The organism is Azospirillum sp. UENF 112521 (genome assembly GCF_058780665.1).
On the sequence record NZ_JBSNCI010000004.1, the window covers coordinates 656809 to 677700 of the forward strand.

At 67.9% G+C, this 20892-nt stretch carries 18 protein-coding genes and 1 tRNA gene; 6 read left to right on the forward strand and 13 right to left on the reverse strand.

Annotated features, from left to right (window positions below):
• Positions 1-21: 21 nt before the first annotated feature.
• Positions 22-258, reverse strand: coding sequence for a hypothetical protein (locus tag ACWPN8_RS23510; RefSeq protein ID WP_109447587.1), 237 nt, complete (start codon positions 256-258; stop codon positions 22-24).
• Positions 259-540: 282 nt separating this feature from the next.
• Here ACWPN8_RS23510 and ACWPN8_RS23515 point away from each other — a divergent pair.
• A tRNA-Ser gene (locus ACWPN8_RS23515) sits at positions 541-633 on the forward strand.
• A 318-nt stretch (positions 634-951) separates the two neighbouring features.
• On the opposite strand, the gene ACWPN8_RS23520 is transcribed toward ACWPN8_RS23515, so the two are convergent.
• The 6 genes from ACWPN8_RS23520 to ACWPN8_RS23545 all read right to left on the reverse strand — a co-directional run bounded on the left by ACWPN8_RS23520 (position 952) and on the right by ACWPN8_RS23545 (position 8617).
• Complete coding sequence (locus ACWPN8_RS23520; RefSeq protein WP_492242675.1) at positions 952-2223, reverse strand: M48 family metalloprotease; 1272 nt, start codon at positions 2221-2223, stop codon at positions 952-954.
• Positions 2138-3112 (reverse strand): hypothetical protein, encoded by a 975-nt coding sequence (locus ACWPN8_RS23525; protein WP_492242476.1) that lies wholly within the window; start codon positions 3110-3112, stop codon positions 2138-2140. Before ACWPN8_RS23525 ends, ACWPN8_RS23520 begins: the two co-directional genes overlap by 86 nt.
• 591 nt (positions 3113-3703) lie before the next feature.
• Positions 3704-4027, reverse strand: coding sequence for a PsiF family protein (locus tag ACWPN8_RS23530; protein ID WP_348770327.1), 324 nt, complete (start codon positions 4025-4027; stop codon positions 3704-3706).
• Positions 4028-4311: 284 nt separating this feature from the next.
• Positions 4312-5502 carry a mannonate dehydratase gene (gene uxuA, locus ACWPN8_RS23535; RefSeq protein WP_492242477.1) on the reverse strand — a complete coding sequence of 397 codons (1191 nt, stop codon included), beginning with the start codon at positions 5500-5502 and terminating at the stop codon, positions 4312-4314.
• A 49-nt stretch (positions 5503-5551) separates the two neighbouring features.
• Positions 5552-7075, reverse strand: a complete 1524-nt coding sequence (locus tag ACWPN8_RS23540; RefSeq protein ID WP_492242478.1) for a mannitol dehydrogenase family protein — start codon at positions 7073-7075, stop codon at positions 5552-5554.
• 168 nt (positions 7076-7243) lie between these two features.
• Positions 7244-8617 (reverse strand): MFS transporter, encoded by a 1374-nt coding sequence (locus tag ACWPN8_RS23545; protein WP_109447597.1) that lies wholly within the window; start codon positions 8615-8617, stop codon positions 7244-7246.
• 467 nt (positions 8618-9084) lie between these two features.
• Between ACWPN8_RS23545 and ACWPN8_RS23550 the strand changes: the two genes are divergently transcribed.
• Positions 9085-10221 carry a GGDEF domain-containing protein gene (locus ACWPN8_RS23550; RefSeq protein ID WP_492242479.1) on the forward strand — a complete coding sequence of 379 codons (1137 nt, stop codon included), beginning with the start codon at positions 9085-9087 and terminating at the stop codon, positions 10219-10221.
• A 24-nt stretch (positions 10222-10245) separates the two neighbouring features.
• On the opposite strand, the gene ACWPN8_RS23555 is transcribed toward ACWPN8_RS23550, so the two are convergent.
• From ACWPN8_RS23555 to fliG, 6 genes are all read right to left on the reverse strand, one after another.
• Complete coding sequence (locus ACWPN8_RS23555) at positions 10246-11304, reverse strand: 5-oxoprolinase subunit C family protein (RefSeq protein ID WP_492242480.1); 1059 nt, start codon at positions 11302-11304, stop codon at positions 10246-10248.
• Positions 11304-12023: a 5-oxoprolinase subunit PxpB gene (gene pxpB, locus ACWPN8_RS23560; RefSeq protein ID WP_492242481.1), complete on the reverse strand. Its 720-nt coding sequence runs from the start codon at positions 12021-12023 to the stop codon at positions 11304-11306. The genes ACWPN8_RS23555 and pxpB overlap by 1 nt, the downstream gene beginning before the upstream one ends.
• A 10-nt stretch (positions 12024-12033) precedes the next feature.
• Positions 12034-13335, reverse strand: coding sequence for a TRAP transporter large permease (locus tag ACWPN8_RS23565; RefSeq protein ID WP_109447601.1), 1302 nt, complete (start codon positions 13333-13335; stop codon positions 12034-12036).
• Between the two features lie 3 nt (positions 13336-13338).
• Positions 13339-13848: a TRAP transporter small permease gene (locus ACWPN8_RS23570; protein ID WP_109447602.1), complete on the reverse strand. Its 510-nt coding sequence runs from the start codon at positions 13846-13848 to the stop codon at positions 13339-13341.
• Positions 13849-13950: 102 nt separating this feature from the next.
• A complete protein-coding gene (locus ACWPN8_RS23575; protein WP_109447603.1) occupies positions 13951-14961 on the reverse strand; it encodes a TRAP transporter substrate-binding protein in 1011 nt (336 codons plus the stop codon).
• Between the two features lie 210 nt (positions 14962-15171).
• Positions 15172-16194, reverse strand: a complete 1023-nt coding sequence (fliG, locus tag ACWPN8_RS23580; RefSeq protein ID WP_098737244.1) for a flagellar motor switch protein FliG — start codon at positions 16192-16194, stop codon at positions 15172-15174.
• A 170-nt stretch (positions 16195-16364) separates the two neighbouring features.
• Here fliG and ACWPN8_RS23585 point away from each other — a divergent pair, with 170 nt between their 5' ends.
• The 4 genes from ACWPN8_RS23585 to ACWPN8_RS23600 all read left to right on the forward strand — a co-directional run bounded on the left by ACWPN8_RS23585 (position 16365) and on the right by ACWPN8_RS23600 (position 20886).
• Complete coding sequence (locus ACWPN8_RS23585; protein ID WP_492242482.1) at positions 16365-17060, forward strand: MORN repeat-containing protein; 696 nt, start codon at positions 16365-16367, stop codon at positions 17058-17060.
• A 121-nt stretch (positions 17061-17181) separates the two neighbouring features.
• Complete coding sequence (locus ACWPN8_RS23590) at positions 17182-18075, forward strand: MurR/RpiR family transcriptional regulator (protein WP_109447606.1); 894 nt, start codon at positions 17182-17184, stop codon at positions 18073-18075.
• A 55-nt stretch (positions 18076-18130) separates the two neighbouring features.
• Positions 18131-18976: a D-amino acid aminotransferase gene (locus ACWPN8_RS23595; RefSeq protein ID WP_492242483.1), complete on the forward strand. Its 846-nt coding sequence runs from the start codon at positions 18131-18133 to the stop codon at positions 18974-18976.
• Entirely contained in the window at positions 18973-20886 is a 1914-nt protein-coding gene (locus ACWPN8_RS23600) for an ABC transporter ATP-binding protein (protein WP_492242484.1), read from the forward strand. Before ACWPN8_RS23595 ends, ACWPN8_RS23600 begins: the two co-directional genes overlap by 4 nt.
• Positions 20887-20892: the final 6 nt, after the last annotated feature.

A 20892-nucleotide genomic window follows, 5' to 3' on the forward strand; every position in this document is an offset into this window, starting at 1 on the left:
TCCGGTTAGGCGCAGGTCCGGTTAGGCGACGTGAAGTTCGTGGAGTTGCAGATGCTTGGGCCGCCGGCCGCGGCGCTTCGGTGCCGCGAAGCTGGCGAGCGCGCCGTTCTCGCCGCGCAGCTCAGCGGTCAACTCCTGCACGCAGCGCTGGAGCAGTTCTTTCTCGCGCTGGTCTTCGCGATCAGTGATTTCCAGGCAGCTCAGCTTGATCTCGACGAGGTCGATCAGTGTTTCGGCGCAACGGCGTGACAGGGTCATGGCATCCTCCACGGCGACGGGGTGCGGCGTCACTGACCGGCGGGGCACTGTCGGGATCAGCCCCCACGCGACCGAGTCGTTCGGCACCCAGGCTTTTTATTGCTCATGGTGGCATCATAAGCGCCTTCCGTTAAAAAGTACCTAAAATTTTATACAGATTTGTCCCTTCTCTGCGATTTTCGGGAAAAGCGTTTTTTTGGATTTGTAAGCGTTGACAAGGGTACGGCCGGCCGTTAGAACCGCTCCCACGCCAGCGGTGACCCACGGGAAACCGCACTGGCTGGAGGGGTGGCCGAGTGGCTGAAGGCAACGGTTTGCTAAACCGTCATAGGGTTTAAAGCCCTATCGTGGGTTCGAATCCCATCCCCTCCGCCACCGCGTAATTAAATCAATACCTTAGGTGATTTTCGCGTCCGTCGGGGGCTCAACCACTGGCGAACCGTTGTATCTGTGCCGGTTTTTGTGCCCTCCCTCATTGGCACGTACCCCAGGTAAATCTCCGTCGTCTTCGCGCTGCTGTGCCCGAGATGCTCGGACAGCGCGCGATGACTGCCTCGACATTCATCCACTCCGGCGGATTACCCGCATCCCCTGGTTCGACATTCTGCGGAAACGCAACGGCGAACGGATCGCCGTCGGCTTCTGAAGAAAAGAGTGGCGGGCGAGGCGGCCTGAAGCCCATCGCTTACCGCGTCAATCCCCGGCGAGGCGGCGGCGGGCATAGGCAGCGGTCAGGTAACGGCTGACCAGCGCCTCGAATTCGGCCGCTTTCATGCCGCGGATACCCATTGCCTCCAGCACCACGGTCCGCTCTCGACGGTTCACCTTGTTGTAGATGGAAAAGCCGATGCGGTTGGGCAGGGGCGCCTCCTCATGTAGCGCCAGCACCAGCGCCAGCCGTCGCGCTGCCGACACCTGCATCCCACCCACATCGGTCCAGGCAATGGGCTCCCGCAGCCGTGCCGATATCAGGGTGTCTGGCGTCAAGGTCATCAACGGCGCTTTCGTCTTATGGCGGACCCAGGCCGCATAGCCCAAAGCCATGCAGATTCCCACACCCGCCACCGCCCCGATGAATGCCTTCGTCCCCTGATCGGTGCCGAGGCCGAGTTCCCGCCCAAAGACGGTGGTGCCGATGGTGAAGGCGGCGAACAGCGCCGCGATGAAGGCCATGGCCCAGATCATCGGCCTGCCGTTCTCATAGAGCACCGTGTGCTCCGCAGGAACGGCGGCGACAGCGGCCTCCAGTTCCTCCCGGTTCAGCCGGTGCGCCTGCCGGGCCTCGTCGACGTAGGCTGCGGTTAGCGCATGGCAAAGCCCACTCCAGTCGGTGAACAGCCGGTGTGGCAGGCTGGTGTCCTCCGCCGTCGGCGCGCGGGCGGCACGGGCCAGCAGGCGTTCGTCGAGCTGGACGCCAAGGGTGCTGATCCGCAGGGCGGTCGGCGGATGGCTGTCGGTCGGATGGGGCTGGCACTCGTCCAGATGCGCGGCGGGATTTGGGAGGCCATCTTCGACGCGCCGCAGGATTTCGGCCATCATGTCCGGCCCGGCCGTGTCGGGGGCGGAGAAGGCGTCATTGAGCGTCTCGAAGATGGCCGGCGCCAGTGCCGCGTTGCGAAGCAGCGCAAGGGGAACGCTCTCCGGACCGCTGACCAAGCTGGCCCGGCGGTCGGCCTCCAGCTCGCGCTGCCGCCTGTGCTGGGCGACAGAGAGATCGAAGCTCTCCAGTGTATGGAAGCCGAGATGCAAGGCCGGAGCAAGCATGAAGCCGCCCGTCCCGGTGCGCTCGCCAAGCGCGGTCAGGGTCCGCCACAATCCGGCATGGATCGGAGCGAAGCGGCGGCTGTAGGTGGTATCCCCGCCCGAGAAATGGGCAAGCTCATGGCCGATGACCGCCGCGAGTTCGGTCTCGCCGATCAGCGGCAGGCAGGGGGCCGGCAAGTGGAGGGTGCGGCCCGACAGCACCCGCTCCCCGCCGAGCGGCCGGACCGGTGCCTCGGTGACGAAGAAGCCCTCGGTCAGGCCGATCAGGATGCTGTCCGGCATCAGCGCCTCGTGCCGGGTCGCCAGAATCCTCGACGAAATGCCAGAGGCCGGGCGCCTCTTCCCGACTCACCACCAATCCGCGGATGTCGAGCGGCTCCACGGTGTAGAGATCGAAGACGCGGCGCATCGCGATCACCGCCATCACGGCACTGTAGGCGGCGAGCCCCGCGAGCATCACGGCGGCAGCGAAGAGTTTGACGCTGCTGGTCGACAGATGGTCCCAGAACCACAGGCTCGCCGCTTCGAACAGCGACGCCGAGACGCTGGCGATGCTGAGGCCGACGAGCACGGCAGCGAGCGCGAAGGGCAGGCCCCGCCTCAAACGGTCGAAACTGCGGATCAGGGCCTCGCGCGAGCGTCGCGCCCGCAGGGCCGAGACGCGTGCGGCCAGCAAGCCGGACAGCCCGGCAAGGAAAGCCAGCAGGCCGCCGGTTATCGTGCCCCAACTCAACGGGTAGCGGATCCGCGATACTTCGGCGCCCTCTTCCATTGTGTCGATGGCTCTGCGGACTCCGGCGACGGCCATCGAGACCGGCATGCGGCGGCCGTCCGGGCCGCCCATGGTGACGAAAGCCGATGGAGTCTTCGCTTCCATTTGCTGAAGCTGTGCCAGAACCTGCGGCAATTCCTTTCCGGCCTGGCGGTACTCGTCGAGCGTCGCGGCGGCCCGCTGTTCCTGCCAGATCCCGAGCGCCACGAACGACAGGGGAAGGATCAGCAGCCAGATGACGCGAACGAGCCACAGAGGGAAGCGAATGGCACGCCGGACGGTGCCAGCCATACCGCTGGAAGCAACTGCATCGGCCACGACCGATCTCCCATTTATCGATGTATCGCGTGGGAGGATCGCGTAATGCGCGCAACAGGGCCAGCCGCCCGGAGGGGGTAGCAATTTCACGTCAGGCCGGAAAGAACACCGCCTCTCCTGAATGACGGCCGGATACCGGACGTTTGAGACGATCAAGGGGGCGGCGCGGTGATCCCACTGCTGCGATCAGACGGCACCCTCTTCGGCCGGTAGATGGCGCTTTTCCTCAAGGGCGTGGATGTCGTCGAGGAGCGCGGCCGGAGGCGGACGACATCCACATGCCTGGGCGTGTTCCATATGCCATTCGACACGCTGCTGTCGTGTCGCCTTCGCTGGCATGGGATGCGCTTCGTGCCAGTTTCTGTTCATGGATGCCCCTATTGACTGCAGAGCAATTATGCCCGCCGATAGGGCCGGCTTCCATTGGCTCCAGGCATGCTGAATATCATGCCGCAGGTCATCTCTGTGCCTGATATGGCGTCGAGAGGCCGGGAGCGACTTCGCCGGCCATCCGGTTCTGAAGGTCGATGGGCAGTCGACCGCCGGCATCTTCCTGCCTTACATCTCCGGGTGGCCAGCCTCGTCCGGCGGTCAACCCTTCAGACAGCTTGCCATGAAGGCTTTCCGATCGTCCCCACTCTTCCCGACCGCGTCGGCGTTGCACTTTTTCATCTTGTCCTGCTGAGCCGTCAGCGGCTTGGCAGGTTCGGCGGCTGCGGCCGGCTTGTTCGAGAGGCAACTGCTCATAAACGTCTTGCGCTCGTCGCCTTTCAGGCTTTTGGCGGTCGCATCGGCATTGCAGGCCTTCATCTTTTCCTGCTGCTTCTCCTGCTGCGGCGTGGCCGCAGTCGACGCACCGGAACCGCCAGCCAGCGTCACGGCCATGGCGGCAGCTGCAATCACGTACCTCAGCATCTCAAGATCCTCCCAGGCACGCCGCCTCGCACGAGGCATGTCGCGACCGGTGGAGGATCGCACGGGCGGAATCGACGGGCCAACGGGTGCATCCGGCCAGTGCAGGTCGGCTGGATGCGCCCGTCGCCCAACTCCCCCTATACCGAATTGCGTGGGCTTCGCCCATGTCTGCCGCGCTCTCTGCGCAGGTGGCCCTGACCGGCGGCGGAGGGCTAAGGCCGGACCGGCGGCGGGGTCCCCCTCCCCGCACTGGAGAGGGCTTCCGCCGCCGGTCCAACCGCCGGTCAGGCGACCCGCTTGTCGCGGAAGGCCTCGATGGTGCGCATCACGCCGCGCAGTTCGGCCAGACCCTTCAGACGCCCGACGAAGGAATAGCCGGGGTTCATCGTCTGGCCGATGTCGTCGCCCAGCAGATGGCCGTGGTCGGGGCGCATCGGGATTTGGGCATCGGCACGGCCGGCCTGCCGGCGGCGGGCCTCCTCGTCGATCATCGCCGCGGCGACGCCGATCAGGTCGGTGTCGCCGCCGAGATGGTCGGCCTCATAGAAGGAACCGTCCGGCTCGTGCGTGGTGTTGCGCAGATGGACGAAGTGGATGCGCGGGGCGAACTCCTTCGCCATCGCCACCAGATCGTTCTTCGGGTTGGAGCCGAAGGACCCCGTGCACAGGGTCAGCCCGCAGGCCTCCTGCGGCACGGCGTCGAACAGCGCCCGCACATCCTCCGCGGTGGACATCACGCGCGGCAGGCCGAAGATCGGGAAGGACGGGTCGTCGGGGTGGATGCACAGCCGCACCCCCTCCTCCTCGGCGACCGGCGTGATCTCGCGCAGGAACGCGATCAGGTTGGCGCGCAGATCCTCGACGCCGATCTCCTGGTACAGTTCCAGCATGCCGCGGAAGCTGTCGCGGTCATAGGCGAAGTCGCGGGCCGGCAGCCAGTCGATCAGGTTGCGCTCCAGCTCCGCCACCTGCTCCACCGACATCGCCTCGAACCGCGCCTTGGCGGCGGCGACATGGGCGGGGTCGTAGCTGGCCTCCGCATTGCGGCGCTTCAGCACGAACAAATCGTAGGCGGCGAAATCGACGCTGTCGTAGCGCAGGGCATAGCCGCCGTTCGGCAGCCGGTGCATCAGGTTGGTCCGGCTCCAATCGGTGATGACCATGAAATTGTAGCAGATCACCGGGATGCCGGCCCGCGCCACATTGCGGATCGACTGCTTGTAATTGTCGATCTTGGTCTGGAAGTCGCCGGTGCGGGTCTTGATCTCCTCGCCGACGCCGATGCTCTCCACCACGTCCCAGGTCAGGCCGGCGGCCTCGATCATGGCGCGGCGCTTCTGGATTTCCTCGGGCGTCCAGACGCTGCCCTGGTTCATGTGATGCAGCGCGGTGACGATGCCGGTGGCACCGGCCTGACGGGCCTTCTCCAGGGTGACGGGATCGTCCGGGCCGAACCAGCGCCAGGTTTCCTGCATGATGATGTCCTTTCGAATAGGGGTACGGTGGGCGGAAGCCGCCCTTCGGTCAGGGGGTCGCGAGGAAGCCGGTCAGCGTTTTGGCGACGCCGACGCGCATCAGGCTGTCGAGATGACGGACGACCGCGGTGCGGAAGGCGTCCTCGGCGACCAGTTCGGGGTCGAAGATGTCCTCCACGGCGAACAGTGCCGCCGCCAGGGCGCCGGCATCCTTGCCATGGGCGCCGGCGATGCCGGTGAGCAGTGTCGCCATCGGATCGGCGACCGCATAGGCGGCACCGGCCTCGTTCTTCTGCGCCAGGAAGCGCATCCAGGCGGCGACGGCCAGCGGGATCACCCTCGGCGCCTTGCCGGCGGCGAACAGCTCGCGTGCCGGTTCCAGCAGGCGCGGCGGCAGCTTCTGCGAGCCGTCGGAGGAGATCTGGAGGGTGCGGTGGCGGATGCCGGGGTTGCGGAAGCGTGCCTCCAGCGCCGCGGTGTAGGCGGGGATGTCGGTGCCCGGAACCGGGGGCAGGGTGGGGATCGAATCCTCCGCCCACAGGCGCCGGACGACGGCCTGCAACTGCGGGTCGGCCATGGCTCCGGCGATGGTCTCGATGCCGGCGATCACCGACAGGTAGGCCAGCAGCGAATGGGCGCCGTTCAGGCAGCGCAGCTTCATCAGCTCGAACGGGTGGACGTCCTCGACCATGATGGCGCCGGCCTTTTCCCAGGCCGGGCGGCCGAGCGGGAAGCGGTCCTCGATCACCCATTGCTTGAAGGGCTCGCTGACCACCGGCCACGCGTCTTGGCAGCCGGTCGCCTCCTCCACCGTGGCGCGGTCGGCGTCCTGGGTGGCGGGGGTGATGCGGTCGACCATGGTGCAGGGGAAGCCGACCTGCCCGGCGATGTAGGCCGCGAGGCCCGGATCGCACAGTTCGGCGTAGCGGACGACGATGCCACGCACCTTGATGCCGTTCTGGGCGAGGTTGTCGCAGACCAGCACGGTGAAGGGCGCCACCCCGCCGGCGCGGCGGCGGCGGATCGCCTCGGCCAGCAGCCCCGGCACGCTGCGCGGCTTGGCGGGGTCGGCAAGGTCGGCGCGGATCAGCGGATGCGCCTCGTCCAGCGCGCCGGTGGCGGCGTCCTGGCAATAGCCCTTCTCGGTCACCGTCAGGGTGACGATGCGGATCTCCGGCTTCGCCATCAGCGCCAGCACGTCATCCAGCTGGTCGGCGGTGGCCATGGCGTCGAGGAAGGAGCCCATGACGCGCAGCCGGTCGCGGTTCTCCTCGCGCACCAGCAGGGTGTAGAGGCAGTCCTGCGGCTTCAGCGCGTCGCGGATCGCCGGCGACAGCGGATCGACGCCGACGATGCCCCAACTCTTGTCGCCGGTCGCCAGAAGATCGTCGGTGTAGGTGGCGAGATGGGCGCGGCAGAAGGCGCCGAGGCCGATATGGACGATGCCCGGCGTGACCGCGGCGCGGTCGTAGGCGGGGCGTTCGACCTCCGGGGCCAGACGGTCGAGGGTGGCGGTGGAAAGGCGGGTTTGTGAAGGACGGGCCGCCAGCAGGGCGGTGTTCGCGTCGGGCATGATGGGCTCCGGGTCGCGGCGGTCGCTGCGGTCTCCCTGTCCGCTGCCGCCCCAGGGGGGCGGCAGTGCGGGTGGGCCGGTGCACCGTCATTCTCTAAAGGTGGTGGTGGTCGATTGGACCTCCGGGGCGGGGCGCCCCGGAGTGTGTGGGCGGAGTGGGCGCGGAGATCAGACCTCGATCCCGGCCGGGGTCATGCCCGACCCGGTCTTCGGCAGGATGAAGTGCATGATCGCCAGACCGACGAGGTAGAGGACCGAGGCGATGCCGAACAGCACCTGATAGTTGCCGCCGGTCGCATCCAGCAGACGGCCGACGCCCATCGAGACGAACATGCCGACGAAGTAGGCGCAGAAGCCGCCGATGCCGACCACCGACCCCACCGCGTTGCGCGGCATGGTGTCGGACACGATGGTGTAGACGTTGGCCGAATAGCCCTGGTGGGCGGAGGCGGCGATGCCGATCAGCAGGACGGCGACCCACATGCTGGACACGGTGGAGGCGAAGAACACCGGCAGGACGCACAGGCCGCAGACCAGGAAGGTCAGCTTGCGGGCCCGCAGGGGCTTCACGCCGCGCTTGATCAGGTGCGAGGAGAACCAGCCGCCGCCGACGCTGCCGAAATCGGCCATGGTGTAGATGATGATCAGCGGCAGCATCGCCCCGAACAGGTTCACGCCATACTGCTTGTTCAGGAAGCCCGGGACCCAGTTCAGGTAGAACCACCATACCGGAGCCGAGAAGCAGGTGCCGACGATGTTCGCCCAGGTGCCGCGGTAGCTCAGCAGCTTGATCCAGGGAATGTTCTCCTGCGGCAGCACCGGGTCGCTGCGGATATAGGCCAGCTCTTCGGCCGTCAGCTTCGGATGGTCTTCCGGCTTGCGGTAGATCAGCAGCCAGGCGATGACCCAGAAGAAGCCGATGCCGCCGGTGACCAGGAAGGCGGCCTGCCAGCCATAGGCGACCAGCAGGATCGGCACCAGGATCGGGGCGACGACGGCGCCGACGTTCGATCCGGCGTTGAAGATGCCGGTGGCGAGTGCCCGTTCCTTGGCCGGGAACCACTCCGACACCGCCTTGATCGAGGCCGGGAAGTTGCCGCCCTCGGTCAGGCCGAGGCCGGCGCGGGCCATCTTGAAGCCGAAGACGCTGCCCATGAAGGCATGGACGCAGGCGAAGAAGCTCCAGCCGGCGACCGCCGCCGGCAGGCCGATGCGGATGCCGATCTTGTCCATCAGCCGGCCGCAGCCGATGTAGCCGAAGGCGTAGGCCAGCGAGAAGGCGGCGACGATGTCGCCGAAGTCGGACTCGGTCCAGCCCATGTCGCCCATCAGCGTGGACTTCAACAGGCCCAGGACCTGACGGTCCATGTAGTTGATGGTGGTCGAGAAGAAGAGCAGGCCGCAGATGGTCCAGCGGTAGCGGCCGATGGCCTTGCTCACCGTGACCGCCGCTTTGCCTGCCGCTTGGCCGATGCCGCCGGCCCGGTGGGCCGGTTCCGCCGACTGGCCGGGTCCGGCGTCGGCAATGATCTGTTCGCTCATGATAGGCGTCTCCAGCCAGGACGCACGCCGCCGCCCGGTGTTCGCACACCGGTTCCCACCAGGCACCGAGCCTTCATTGGGCGCACCGATGGCTTCGCGCGGGAGCCGTCCTTCGGCAGTCCCACAGCGTCGCCCGGCGGCGGTCGCACGTTTCAGAACTGTTTCCTGGATCAGTCAGGCCATCGTCGGGAGCGGTGCCGCTTGGGAACCGTTCATGGCGTCGCATACTACCATTCCAGTTGCTGGTATGGTAGTTGCGCCGGCCCTCGTTGGTCAACCGCACCATCTGCGGCATATCGTCAGGCGAGGACCGCCCGAATCCAGGCCTACCTTGGTATGTTCGATTGGACTGGACGGCATTTGGGACAAACCCCAATGTACTGTCTCAGGAGCTTCGTAAGAGGATGATCGGCGGAATTTCAATGGCTGCATAGATCACAACCGCAGACTACAGGGAAGGGCCGCAGGTGGAGGAACCCAGCGCCACGGGAACGATTGTAACCGCACTTGCCGGTGGCGTCGGGCTGCTGGCGCTGATGACGCTGCTCTACGGAACAATCCTGTATCGCCTGGGGGATCGGCCTTGGCTGCGCCAGCTTTGCCTGGGCTTGATGTTCGGAGCCGGCGGCGTGGCCGCCATGCTGCAAGCGGTCCCGATCCTTCCGGGTGTTTATCTGGATGTAAAGACGGTGCCGGTGGCGCTGGCCGCCCCCTTCGGTGGGCCCTTGGCCGCCCTCCTGGCCGCCGGACTGGTGTCGGCCGGCCGAGTGGCGGTCGGCGGCGCCGGCATGATGCCGGGTGTGATCGGGATTCTCGTGGCCGGAGCCGCTGGGCTGCTGGTGCGGCGGCTGGTTCCCGTGCCGGGCTGGCGGACCGCAAGGCTGCTGTTCGTGCTGGCTCCGGTCGCGGCCCTCCACCCGCTCAGCATCTTCGTGCTGCCCTGGGAGGTGGCGCTGCCGACCTTCGTCACTGGCGGGCTTCCCATCGCGCTGTTCACGATGGGCGGCATCCTGATGCTGGGCACGATGCTGGGACGCGAACGACGCCGCGTCGAAACCGAAAAAATGCTGCGGGACGCGGCCTTGAGCGACCCGCTGACCGGTCTGGCGAACCGCCGGGCCTTTTTCGCCGCCATCGACCGCATCGTGGCCGGCGCGCTGCGCCACGAGACGCCGGTGTCGCTGCTGATGCTGGACATCGACCATTTCAAGGCGGTGAACGACACACGCGGACACGACGCCGGCGACGCGGTGCTGGTGGCGCTCAGCCGACTTCTCCAGCGCAGCGTGCGGCAGAGCGACCTCGTCGCGCGCTTCGGCGGCGAGGAATTCGCCATCCTGCTGCCCAACGCGCCGATCGATGGGGCTTCCCTGCTTGCCGAACGCCTGCGCTGCGCCGTCCGCGATCTCGCCATTGCGCAGGACGGCGCGGTCCTGCATGTGACGGCCAGCATCGGCGTGTCGACCCTCGCCGCCGGCACCGACCGCGCCGACGCCATGATCAAGGCGGCCGACATGGCGCTCTATCGGGCCAAGCAGGGCGGCCGGGACCGGGTCTGCCGCCATCAAGAGGCCATCGTCAAGGAACCGGTGCCGGTTCCCTGACGGGGGCGGGCCTGCGTCGACGCCTCACAGCAAGGGCAGGTCGCTGCCGCCATTGACGATGTCGACGGTGCCGGAAATCAGGTTCTCGCCGTAAAGCGCCTCCAGGTCGATGCCGCCGGCCGGGCGCACCGGGCGGATGGCGCGGAGCCAGCCGGCGATGGCCTGCTCCTGGCGGCGGCGGATCGCCTCGGCCTCCTCCACCGTCACGGCCTGGAAGGACAGGCTGTCGCCGGGGCGCAGGCGGCCGGCGCGGGCAAGGTCGGCGGAGATCACCGTGGCGATCTTGGCATAGCCGCCGGCCGTCTGGTGGTCGTTCAGCAGCAGGATCGGCTGCCCGTTGCCCGGCACCTGGATGGAGCCGGTGACCAGCCCGTCCGACGGAATGTCGGCGGAGCCGCGATGCTCCAGCGCCGGGCCCTCCAGCCGCAGCCCCATGCGGTCGGCTTGGCTGCCGACGCGGTAGGTCGCGGACAGGAAGGTCTCCAGCGCCGTTGCGGTGAAACGGTCCTCCTGCGGTCCTGGAACGACGCGCAGCGGCCCGGCGCCGTAATCGGGCGGCTGCGGCAGTTCGACGTCCGGGCCGTCCGGGGCGGCGTCCAGCGTGAGCGGCAGCCGGTCCCCCTCGGCGAGCGGCCGGCCGCCGAGCGGGCCGATGCCGGCGCGCACATAGGTGGACAGGCTGCCCATCACCGGTGCCAGCGCGAAGCCGCCAGCCACCGCCAGGCAGGCGACCGACGCCCCGTCCACCGCCCCCAGCCGCAGCACGTCGCCCGAAAGCAGGGTGTGGCTGCGGTGGGACTCCAGCGGTTGCGGAGCGGCACCGTCGCGCTCCAGCGTCAGGGCCATCGGGCCGACCGCGGCGATGCGGACCGATGGCGCATCCACCCGCAGGGCAGGGCCGAGCAGGGCGATCTCCAGCCCGGCCGTCCCTTGCGGATTGCCGACCAGCGCATTGGCGAGCCGCAGCGCCACCGGGTCGAGGGCGCCTGCCACCGGCATGCCGAGTTCCTGGAAGCCGAAGCGTCCCAAATCCTGGATGGTCGCGAACAGGCCCGGCCGGACCACTGTCAGAAAACCTGTCATCACGCCGCCCTCAGGCTGGCGGGATCGAAGCGTCCGGCGGAAGCCGCCTCGGCGATCTCCTCGAACGCCGCGCGGTCCACCGCCTCGAAGCGCACCCGGTCGCCGGCCGCCAGCAGCACCGGATCGGGCCGGTTGCCGTCATAGAGCGGCACCGGGCAGCGGCCGATCAGGTGCCATCCGCCGGGGCTCTCCCACGGATAGACGGTGGTCAGCCGGCCGGCGACGGCGACGGAGCCGGCCGGAACCCGCACCCGCGGCTCGGTCCGGCGCGGCCGGTCCAGTTCCGCCGGCAGGTCGCCCATATAGCCGAAGCCCGGCATGAAGCCGAGCATGTAGACGAAATACTCCACCGACCCATGCAGCGCCGCCACCCGCTCCGCGCTCAAGCCGAGCTGGTCCGCCAGCTCGGCCAGATCGGGGCTGAGGTCGGGATCGTAGCAGACCGGCAGCCGCCACAGCCGCCCCTCCGCCGGCGCCGTGCCTCTGCCGGCCAGCGCCGCCTCGACCGCCGCCTGCATCTCCCGCCGCCCGGTGGATACCGGGTCGTAGACCACCAGCAGCGAGCGGAAGGTCGGCACCGTCTCCACCAGCCCCGGCGGCGGGGCCGCCTTCAGCCGGGCGTGCAAATCCATGACGCGGGCGTTTGTCGCCCGGTCGATGGTCTCGCCGAACTCGACATTGAAGGCGGTGTCGCCGGCACTGGTGAAGCGGACTTGCACGTTTTCCTCATTAACCGATCATCATCGACGGCAGCCACGACACCATGCCGGGGAACACCCACAGCAGCGCCACCATCACCACCATCAGCAGGAAGAAGGGCAGGCTGGCCTTGCCGATGGTGAAGATGTCCTTGCCGGTCATCGATTGCAGCACGAACAGGTTGAAGCCGACCGGCGGGGTGATCTGCGCCATCTCCACCACGATGATGATGTAGATGCCGAACCACAGCAGGTCGATGCCCGCCCGCTGCACCATCGGCAGGATGACCGAGGTGGTCAGCACGACCATCGAGATGCCGTCGAGGAAGCAGCCCATCACCACGAAGAAGGCGGTCAGCGCCACCAGCAGGGCCGCCGGCGACAGCTGCATGGTGGTGATCCATTCCGCCAGCAGGCGCGGGATGCCGGTATAGCCCATCGCCACCGTCAGGAAGGCGGCACCCGCCAGGATGAAGCCGATCATGCAGCTGGTGTGGGCGGCGCCGAACAGGCTGTCGCGGAAGGTCGTCCAGTTCAGCGTGCCGGTCACCAGCGCCAGAACCAGCGAACCCAGCACGCCGATGCCGGCGGCCTCCGTCGGGGTGGCGATGCCGACATAGATCGAGCCCAGCACCGCGGCGATCAGCAGCATCACCGGGATCAGCGCGCCGGTGTCGCGGATCTTCTCGGCCAGACTCTGCGACGGTTCGGGCGGCGGCACCCGGTCGGGGTTCAGCAGCGACCAGCCACCGACATAGAGCATGAACAGGCCGGTCAGCACGATGCCGGGAATGACGCCGGCGATGAACAGCCGGGCGATCGACACGTCGGCGGCGACGCCGTAGACGATCATGATGATCGACGGCGGGATCAGCAGCCCCAGCGTGCCGGCGCCGGCCAGCGAGCCCAGCGTCATCATCGGGTCGTAGCCGCGGCGGTTCAGTTCCGGGATGGTCATGCGGCCGATGGTGGCGGCGGTGGCGGCCGACGAGCCGGACACCGCGGCGAAGATCGAGCAGCCGATGATGTTCACATGCATCAGCCGGCCGGGCAGCCAGCCGGTCCAGGGCGCCAGCCCCTTGAACATGTCGGACGAGATGCGGGTGCGGAACAGGATCTCGCCCATCCAGATGAACAGCGGCAGGGCCGTCAGCGTCCAGGAGGTGCTGGCCCCCCAGATGTTGGTCGCCATCACCATGCCCACCGGCCTTGCGGTGAACAGCGCCATGGCGACGAAGCCGACGCCGGCCAGCGCCAGCGCCACCCAGACGCCGGCCCCCAGCATCAGGAACATCGTCACGACGACGACGATGGATGCGGTCGTCTGATCCATCGCTCAGCCCTCGCTCTGCATGCCGGCATGCTGGTAGGAGGCTTCCCGCCCCTGCAGCACGGCCAGCAGATCGTCGATCAAGGCGATGACCAGCACCACCAGACCCACCGCCATCAGCGCCTGCGGCATCCACAGCGGGACCGGCAGCACGCCCTGGCTGAGATCGCCGAAATCGTAGGACTCATAGGTCATGCGCACCCAGTACCAGGCGAAATAGCCGCTGAGCGCGGTGGCGAAGCCCAGGCAGAGCAGTTCGAAGATGCGGCGCGCGGTGCCGTGCAGCCGCTCCACCAGCACGCCGACGCGGATGTGCGCGCCGCGGCGCAGCGCCGGCCCCAGCATCAGGAAGAAGGATGCCGCCATGCAGTAGCCGGCAAGCTCGTCGGCCCCCGGCACCATGCGGTCGAACAGCCGCGATGCCACCTGCGTCACGATCAGGACGGCGATGGCGGCAAGAAGGACCGCGCCCAGGATCTCGGCGGCGCGGTAAAGGATGGACAGTGCGGTGCGCATGGCGCAACCACCTCCTGCGGTCGGGACGGAGCGAAGGGGCGTGGAGGGGGCCCGGCCGGCCGCCTGTTCTGGGGCGGAGCCGGCCGGACACATCCGGACCGGTTACTTGCCGAAGGCGGAAATGATCGCCTCGCCGTCGGCACCGGCCGCTTTCGTCCATTCGGCGGTCATGGTCTTGCCGATTGCGGACAGGCCTTCCTTCAGCTTGTCGGACGGCAGCAGGACCTTCATGCCGTTGTCGGACATGGTCTTGTTCAGATCGGCCGTCTTCTTCTCCCACTCGGCCCAGCCGGTGGCCTCGGCCTTCGCCGCGGCGTCCTGGATCGCCTTCTGGGTGCCGGCGTCCAAACCCTTCCAGACCTCGGTGTTGACGAACACCATGTTGCGCGGCAGCCAGGCCTGCACGTCGTAATAGACCTTCACGAAGTCCCAGGCCTTGGTGTCGACGCCGGTGGCGGCCGACGTGATCATCGCGGTGACGATGCCGGTGCCGAAGGCCTGCGCCACTTCGGCCGCCTCGATCTTCACCGGGATGGCGCCGCTCAGTTCGGCGATGCGGGTGGTGGCCGGGTTGTAGGCGCGGAACTTCTGGCTCTTCAGCCCGTCGACCGACTGGATCTCGTCCTTCACGTACAGGCCCTGCGGCGGCCACGGAATCGAGTAGAGCAGCTTCAGGCGCTGGCGCTCCAGCTTCTTCTCCAGATAGGGCTTGGAGACCTCGTACAGCTTGTGGGCGGACTTGAAATCGGTGGCGAGGAAGGGCACCGAATCGAGGCCGTAGAGCGGATCCTCGTTCGCCCAGGAGCTGATCAGTACCTCGCCCAGCTGGGCCTGACCGGACTGGACCGCGCGCTTGATCTCCGGATGGCGGATCAGCGAGCCGTTGGAATGGACGGTGATCTGGATCTTGCCGGCGGTGGCCGCCTTCACGTCGTCGGCGAATTGCTTCACCACGATGGTGTGCAGGTTCGTGTCCGGATACGGGGTCGGCATGTCCCAGGTTTCGGCAAGCGCTGCCATCGGCCCGGCGGCGACGCCCAGCCCCAGAAGGCCGGCGACGACCGGACCGGCGATCCGGCTGACGAGATGGGAATGCAGCGTGTGAGCGGTCATGATGTTCGCAAAGCCCCCTGTTGTTGCCCGATGCGGCATCCGCCGGCCTTCTGGCCGGTCGGAGGAGAGCGGCAGCCGCTCCCCTGATCCCGCCCTTGATCGGACTCCAAAGGTTCACCGTTCCGGACCGTCCGTCAAACCCCCTGTGAGGCCCGGCGGGAAAAAAGTCAGCGCCGCCCGCCGCTTATCGGCGGCAACCGCACCCGCCGGTCAGTAGATCAGCTCGTTCTCGCCGCTGCCCTCGGCCAGGACCAGCTCGCCGCGGGCGGCCAGATCCTTCGCCAGCTGCACCATGTACATCTGCGCCTCGTCCACGTCGCGGACGCGGACCGGTCCCATCGCTGCCATGTCCTCGCGCAGGATCTTGGCGGCGCGCTCGGACATGTTGGAGAAGAACAGGTCCTTCAGCGACTCCGACGCCCCCTTCAGCGCGGTGCCGAGCTTCTGCTTGTCGACCGTCCGCAGCATCGTCTGGACGCCCGAGGGGTCGAGCTTCGACAGATCCTCGAAGGTGAACATCAGCGACTTGATGCGCTCGGCGCTGTCGCGGTTGCGCTCCTCCAGGGCAGCCATGAAGCGGTGCTCGGTGGTGCGGTCCAGCCCGTTGAAGATTTCCGCCAGCATCTCGTGGCTGTCGCGCCGGCTGGTGCGGGCGAGGTTGGTCATGAACTCGGTGCGCAGCGTGCGCTCGACGTCGTCCAGAACCTCCTTCTGCACCGCCTCCATGCGCAGCATGCGCATGATGACTTCCATCGCGAAGCTTTCCGGCAGCTGCGCCAGCACGCGGCCGGCATGGTCGGAGCGGATCTTGGACAGGACGACGGCGACGGTCTGCGGATATTCGTTCTTCAGGTAGTTGGACAGCACCGACTCGTTCACGTTGGTCAGCTTGTCCCACATGGTGCGGCCGGCCGGACCACGGATGTCCTCCATGATCTGGTCGACCTTGTCCTTCGGCAGGGTCTTCAGCAGCAGCCGCTCGGTCGAATCGAAGGAGCCGACGACGGTGCCGCTCGACGACATCTGCTCGGCGAACTCGACGAACAGGCGCTCGATCAGGTTGGCCGATACCGTGCCCAGGTTGGCCATCACCTGGGACAGCTCCTTGATCTCCTCGTCGTCCATCAGGGAGAACAGCTTGGACGAATGCTCCTCGCCCAGCGCCAGCATCATGATGGCGGCCTTTTCCGGGCCGGTGAGGGTCCGGTAGTCCTCACGAACCTTCTGAGCCATTGCTAACCTTCACGATGCTCGATTCCAACGATGCGCGATAATTGCGGCAAACATCGTTAACAAACGATAAGGAAGAGGCTGGAGACATACGAAAACAGGCATTTCGGAACCGAATCCGGACAGGGACGGTTGGAGGTTGCATCCCCGTTCTTGTGCGAAAGGTGGCTTTCATGCCCGTCCGTGCCGCCCTTCTGCTGCCCTGCCTCGTGATGCTTATGCCGGCGTCCGCCCTGGCGGAACGGGCGGTGACCGCCGAGGGCTCCGACTGCCGGGTGTGGGACCAGTATCCCGACCGGCGCAAGACCGTCCGCTGGTCCGGCGCCTGCCCGGACGGCTGGGCCAGCGGGCCCGGCGTGCTCAGCTGGTTCCATGACGGCCGCTACGACGGGCAGGTGGAGGGCACGCTGGTCGACGGGCGGATGGAAGGGCAGGGGCGCGTCACCTGGCGCGACGGCCGCCGCCTCGACGGGAATTTCCGCGACGGTCTTGTCTCGGGGCAGGCGACCCATGTCTGGGCCGATGGCCGCGTGTATGAGGGGGAGTGGCAGGACGACCGCCGGACCGGTTTCGGCACGCTCACCTTCCCCAGCGGCAACAAATATGTCGGCCGGTTCCAGCGCAACCGCCCGACCGGAGAGGGCGAGTTCGTCACCGCCGACGGCCGCCGTTACCGCCCGCGGGTCGACGCCCGCGGCACCGTCGGCGCCGGTGCCCCGCTGGACCGCCCGCCGCAATCAGCCTCCATCCCGGCAGCGGCGGACGCCGATCCCAGTCCGCCACCGCCGCCGGCCCGCGCCGCCCGGCCGCAAAAACTGGAAGACTGGCTGAACCGTTCCGATCGACTCCTTCGCGACAGTTCCCGCTGACGGCTTGGCCCCCGCACGCACCGCATACGGCCATATGTGAAAATGGATTTACAGAAATATGCCATTCCTGTAACTCTGTACTCACAAGGGCCGTGCCGACGCAGTCGAGGGGGATCGGGGGATGGAGCCGCCCATTCAGACGGGATCGCTGCTGATCCGCATGCAGAACTGCCAGCAGCAGCTTCCGGCCGCCCTCGCCAAGGTGGGGGAGTGGGCGCTGGCCTATCCCTTCCGCACCGCGACCCTGAAGATCGGCGAGCTGGCGGCGGCGGCGGAAGTGTCGGTGGCGTCGGTCAACCGCTATGCCCGCTTCCTCGGCTATGACGGCTTTCCGGAGTTCCGCGAGGATCTGCTGCGCGCCTTCGAGTCGACCTTCGCGCCGGTGGAAAAGCTGCGCGTCGCCGTCCAGCGCGACACCTCCAACGCCGAGATCATGCGGGAATCGCTGGCCAGCGACGCCGGCAACATCGCCCGCACCATGGATCTGCTCCAGCCCGAGCAGTGCGAGGCCGCCATCCGGCTGATCCGCGAGGCTGGCCGCGTCGTGGCGCTCGGCCTCGGCGACAGCGCTTATCTCGCCCTGTTCCTGGCCGACGTGCTGGAGCCCTATGTCGAAAATGTCCGCGAAGCCATCGAGTTCGCCGGCACCGAGCGCACCATCCGCCGGCTGTTGACGGTCAGGCCCGGCGATCTGGTGATCGCCATCACCTCGCCGCGCTACTCGCGCCGGACCATCGAGCATCTGCAGCTGTGCCGGGAGCGCGGGGCCAAGGCCATCGCCCTGACCGATGCGCCGGACAGTCCCATCGTGCCGCTGGCCGACGTCACCCTGCTGGCCGGGGCCGACCATGGCGTGCGCCACAGCTCCCCCACCGGGCTGATGGCGCTGATCGTGGCGCTGGGCACCGCGCTGTCGCGCTCCGGACCGGACAGCGTCGGGCAGGCCGCCGACGTCGCCGAACGCATCCTGCCCTACCTCCACGTCGTGCCGAAATCGAACCGCCCGACGGAGTGATCCGGGCCGATCAACCGGGGCCTCCCCCTCCACGCGCCGAAGAAGTTGGAAAGCGATGACGATCTCCTATTGGAACGGGCGTTACCTGCCGCTGAACGAGGTCCATGTGTCGCCGCTGGACCGCGGTTTCCTGTTCGCCGACGGCCTCTACGAGGTGACCGCGGCCTACAATGGCCGCCTGTTCGAGCCGGAGGCCCACATCGCCCGCCTGCAACGCGGCATGGCGGAACTGCGCATCGACTGCGCGCTGTCGGCCGGCGACTGGCTGGGCATCATGGAGCGGCTGGCGGCGGAGTCGGGCATCGACGGCGACCTGACGGTCTATCTCCAGGTCACCCGCGGTGCCGCGGCCAGCCGCGGCCACGCCTTCCCGGCCGGCGTCACCCCGTCGGTGTTCGGCATGGCCAGCCCGCTGAAGCGCCCGCCCGCGGCGTGGCGCGACCAGGGCGTCGCCGCCATGACCATCCCCGACATCCGCTGGGGCCGCTGCGACCTGAAGACGGTGGCGCTGCTGGGCAGCGTGCTTGCGCAGCAGGCGGCGACCGATGCCGGCGTGGTCGATGCGCTGCAACTGCGCGACGGTCTGGTGACCGAAGGGGCCGCCACCAACATCTTCGTGGTGAAGGACGGCGTCATCGCCACCCCGGTCAACGACAACCGCATCCTCCAGGGCATCACCCGCATCGTCATCCTGCGGCTGGCCGCCGAGGCCGGCCTGCGGCTGGAGGAGCGCGACATCCCGGCGGCGGAGCTTGAGGCCGCCGACGAGATCTGGATCGCCAGCACCACCAAGGAGATCACGCCCGTCACCAGCCTGAACGGCAAGCCGGTCGGCAGCGGCGCGCCGGGCATGGTCTGGCGCCGCCTGTTCTCGCTGTTCGCCGAAAGGCTGGGGCGATGAATGTGGCCGCTGCCGCGAAAGAGGTCTACACCGCGCCGGCCCTGCTGTCGGTCGAGGGGCTGAGCGTCGCCTTCGACGGCGACAACGGGCCCCTGCGCGTCGTCGACGATGTCAGCTTCACCGTGGCGCCCGGCGAGACGGTCGCCATCGTCGGCGAATCCGGCAGCGGCAAGTCGGTGACCTCGCTGTCGCTGATGCGTCTGGTCGATTATGCCGGCGGGCGCATCGTCGGCGGACGCATCCGCTTCAAGGGTCGTGACGGGCGCGAGCGCGACCTCGCCACGCCGCCGGCCGAAGCGCTGACCGACATGCGCGGCAACGACATCGCCATGGTCTTCCAGGAGCCGATGACGTCGTTGAACCCGGTCTTCACCATCGGCGACCAGATCGCCGAGGCGGTGATGCTGCACCAGGGGCTCGACCGCAAGGCGGCGCGGGCGGAGGCCCTGCGCATGCTGGAGAAGGTGCGCATTCCCGAACCGGCACGGCTGCTCGACCGCCACCCGCACCAGCTGTCGGGCGGCATGCGCCAGCGCGTGATGATCGCCATGGCGCTGTCCTGCAAGCCGTCGCTGCTGATCGCCGACGAGCCGACCACGGCGCTCGACGTGACCATCCAGGCGCAGATCCTGCGGCTGATCCGGCTGTTGCAGGACGAGATGGGGATGGGCGTCATCTTCATCACCCACGACATGGGCGTGGTGGCCGAAGTGGCCGACCGCGTCGTCGTGATGTGGCGCGGCCGCAAGGTGGAGGAGGGGCCTGTCGAGCGCATCTTCCAGGCGCCGCAGCACCCCTACACCAAGGCGCTGCTGTCCGCCGTGCCGAAGCTGGGCGCGCTGCGCGGCCAGGACTTGCCGGTGCGCTTCCCGCTGCTGGTGGTCGATGACGCCAAGGCGGAGGCTGCGCCGCCGGCCCCGCCGCCGGTGCAGGACACCGTGCGCGCGGCCGACGCCCCGCTGCTGGAGGTGCGCGACCTCACCACCCGCTTCGACGTGCGCAAGGGTATCTTCGGCTCGCTGAAGGCCCGCGTCCATGCGGTGGAGAAGGTCAGCTTCGCCGTCCGTCCGGGCGAGACGCTGGCGCTGGTCGGCGAGTCCGGCTGTGGCAAGTCGACCACCGGCCGCACCATCATGGGTCTCCAGGCCGCCACCTCCGGAACCATCCGCTTCGACGGGCTCGACACCGCGACGCTCGATTCCAACGGTCAGGCGAAGCTGAAGGAGAAGATCCAGTACATCTTCCAGGATCCCTTCGCCTCGCTGAACCCGCGAATGACCGTCGGCTTCAGCGTCGCCGAGCCGATGCTGGTCCACGATTATGCGCCCGCATCCAGGCCCGGCCTGTCGCGCCGCCGCGCCGTCGAGGAGCGGGTGGCGGAACTGCTGACCCAGGTGGGGCTCAAGCCGGAACACGCGCGCCGCTATCCGCACGAATTCTCCGGCGGCCAGCGCCAGCGCATCTGCATCGCCCGCGCCATCGCCTGCGACCCCAAGCTGATCATCGCCGACGAGGCGGTGGCGGCGCTCGACGTGTCGATCCAGGCGCAGATCGTCAATCTGCTGATGGAACTCCAGGCCAGGCGCGGCCTGTCCTACCTGTTCATCAGCCACGACATGGCGGTGGTGGAGCGGGTCAGCCACCGCGTCGCGGTGATGTATCTCGGCCAGATCGTCGAACTCGGCCCCCGCCGCGCCGTGTTCGAGAATCCGCAGCATCCCTACACCCGCCGCCTGATGGCGGCGGTGCCCGTCGCCGATCCCAGCCGCCGCACCCGCGACCTGCGGCTGCTGACCGGCGAGATCCCGAGCCCGATCCGCAGCATCGGCGACGAGCCGCTGGTGCAGCCGCTGGTGCCGGTCGGCGACGACCATTTCGTCGCGCGCCACGCCGTGGGCGGCGACTTCTGAGTTTGC

Coding starts and splice junctions, on each gene's coding strand:
- ACWPN8_RS23600 (WP_492242484.1), top strand. CDS start 18,973: ATGAATGTGGCCGCTGCCGCGAAAGAGGTCTACACCGCGCCGGCCCTG.
- ACWPN8_RS23570 (WP_109447602.1), bottom strand. CDS start 13,848: ATGCGCACCGCACTGTCCATCCTTTACCGCGCCGCCGAGATCCTGGGC.
- ACWPN8_RS23555 (WP_492242480.1), bottom strand. CDS start 11,304: ATGACAGGTTTTCTGACAGTGGTCCGGCCGGGCCTGTTCGCGACCATC.
- ACWPN8_RS23540 (WP_492242478.1), bottom strand. CDS start 7,075: ATGCCCGACGCGAACACCGCCCTGCTGGCGGCCCGTCCTTCACAAACC.
- fliG (WP_098737244.1), bottom strand. CDS start 16,194: ATGGCTCAGAAGGTTCGTGAGGACTACCGGACCCTCACCGGCCCGGAA.
- ACWPN8_RS23510 (WP_109447587.1), bottom strand. CDS start 258: ATGACCCTGTCACGCCGTTGCGCCGAAACACTGATCGACCTCGTCGAG.
- ACWPN8_RS23585 (WP_492242482.1), top strand. CDS start 16,365: ATGCCCGTCCGTGCCGCCCTTCTGCTGCCCTGCCTCGTGATGCTTATG.
- ACWPN8_RS23575 (WP_109447603.1), bottom strand. CDS start 14,961: ATGACCGCTCACACGCTGCATTCCCATCTCGTCAGCCGGATCGCCGGT.
- ACWPN8_RS23530 (WP_348770327.1), bottom strand. CDS start 4,027: ATGCTGAGGTACGTGATTGCAGCTGCCGCCATGGCCGTGACGCTGGCT.
- ACWPN8_RS23545 (WP_109447597.1), bottom strand. CDS start 8,617: ATGAGCGAACAGATCATTGCCGACGCCGGACCCGGCCAGTCGGCGGAA.
- ACWPN8_RS23565 (WP_109447601.1), bottom strand. CDS start 13,335: ATGGATCAGACGACCGCATCCATCGTCGTCGTCGTGACGATGTTCCTG.
- ACWPN8_RS23590 (WP_109447606.1), top strand. CDS start 17,182: ATGGAGCCGCCCATTCAGACGGGATCGCTGCTGATCCGCATGCAGAAC.
- ACWPN8_RS23595 (WP_492242483.1), top strand. CDS start 18,131: ATGACGATCTCCTATTGGAACGGGCGTTACCTGCCGCTGAACGAGGTC.
- uxuA (WP_492242477.1), bottom strand. CDS start 5,502: ATGCAGGAAACCTGGCGCTGGTTCGGCCCGGACGATCCCGTCACCCTG.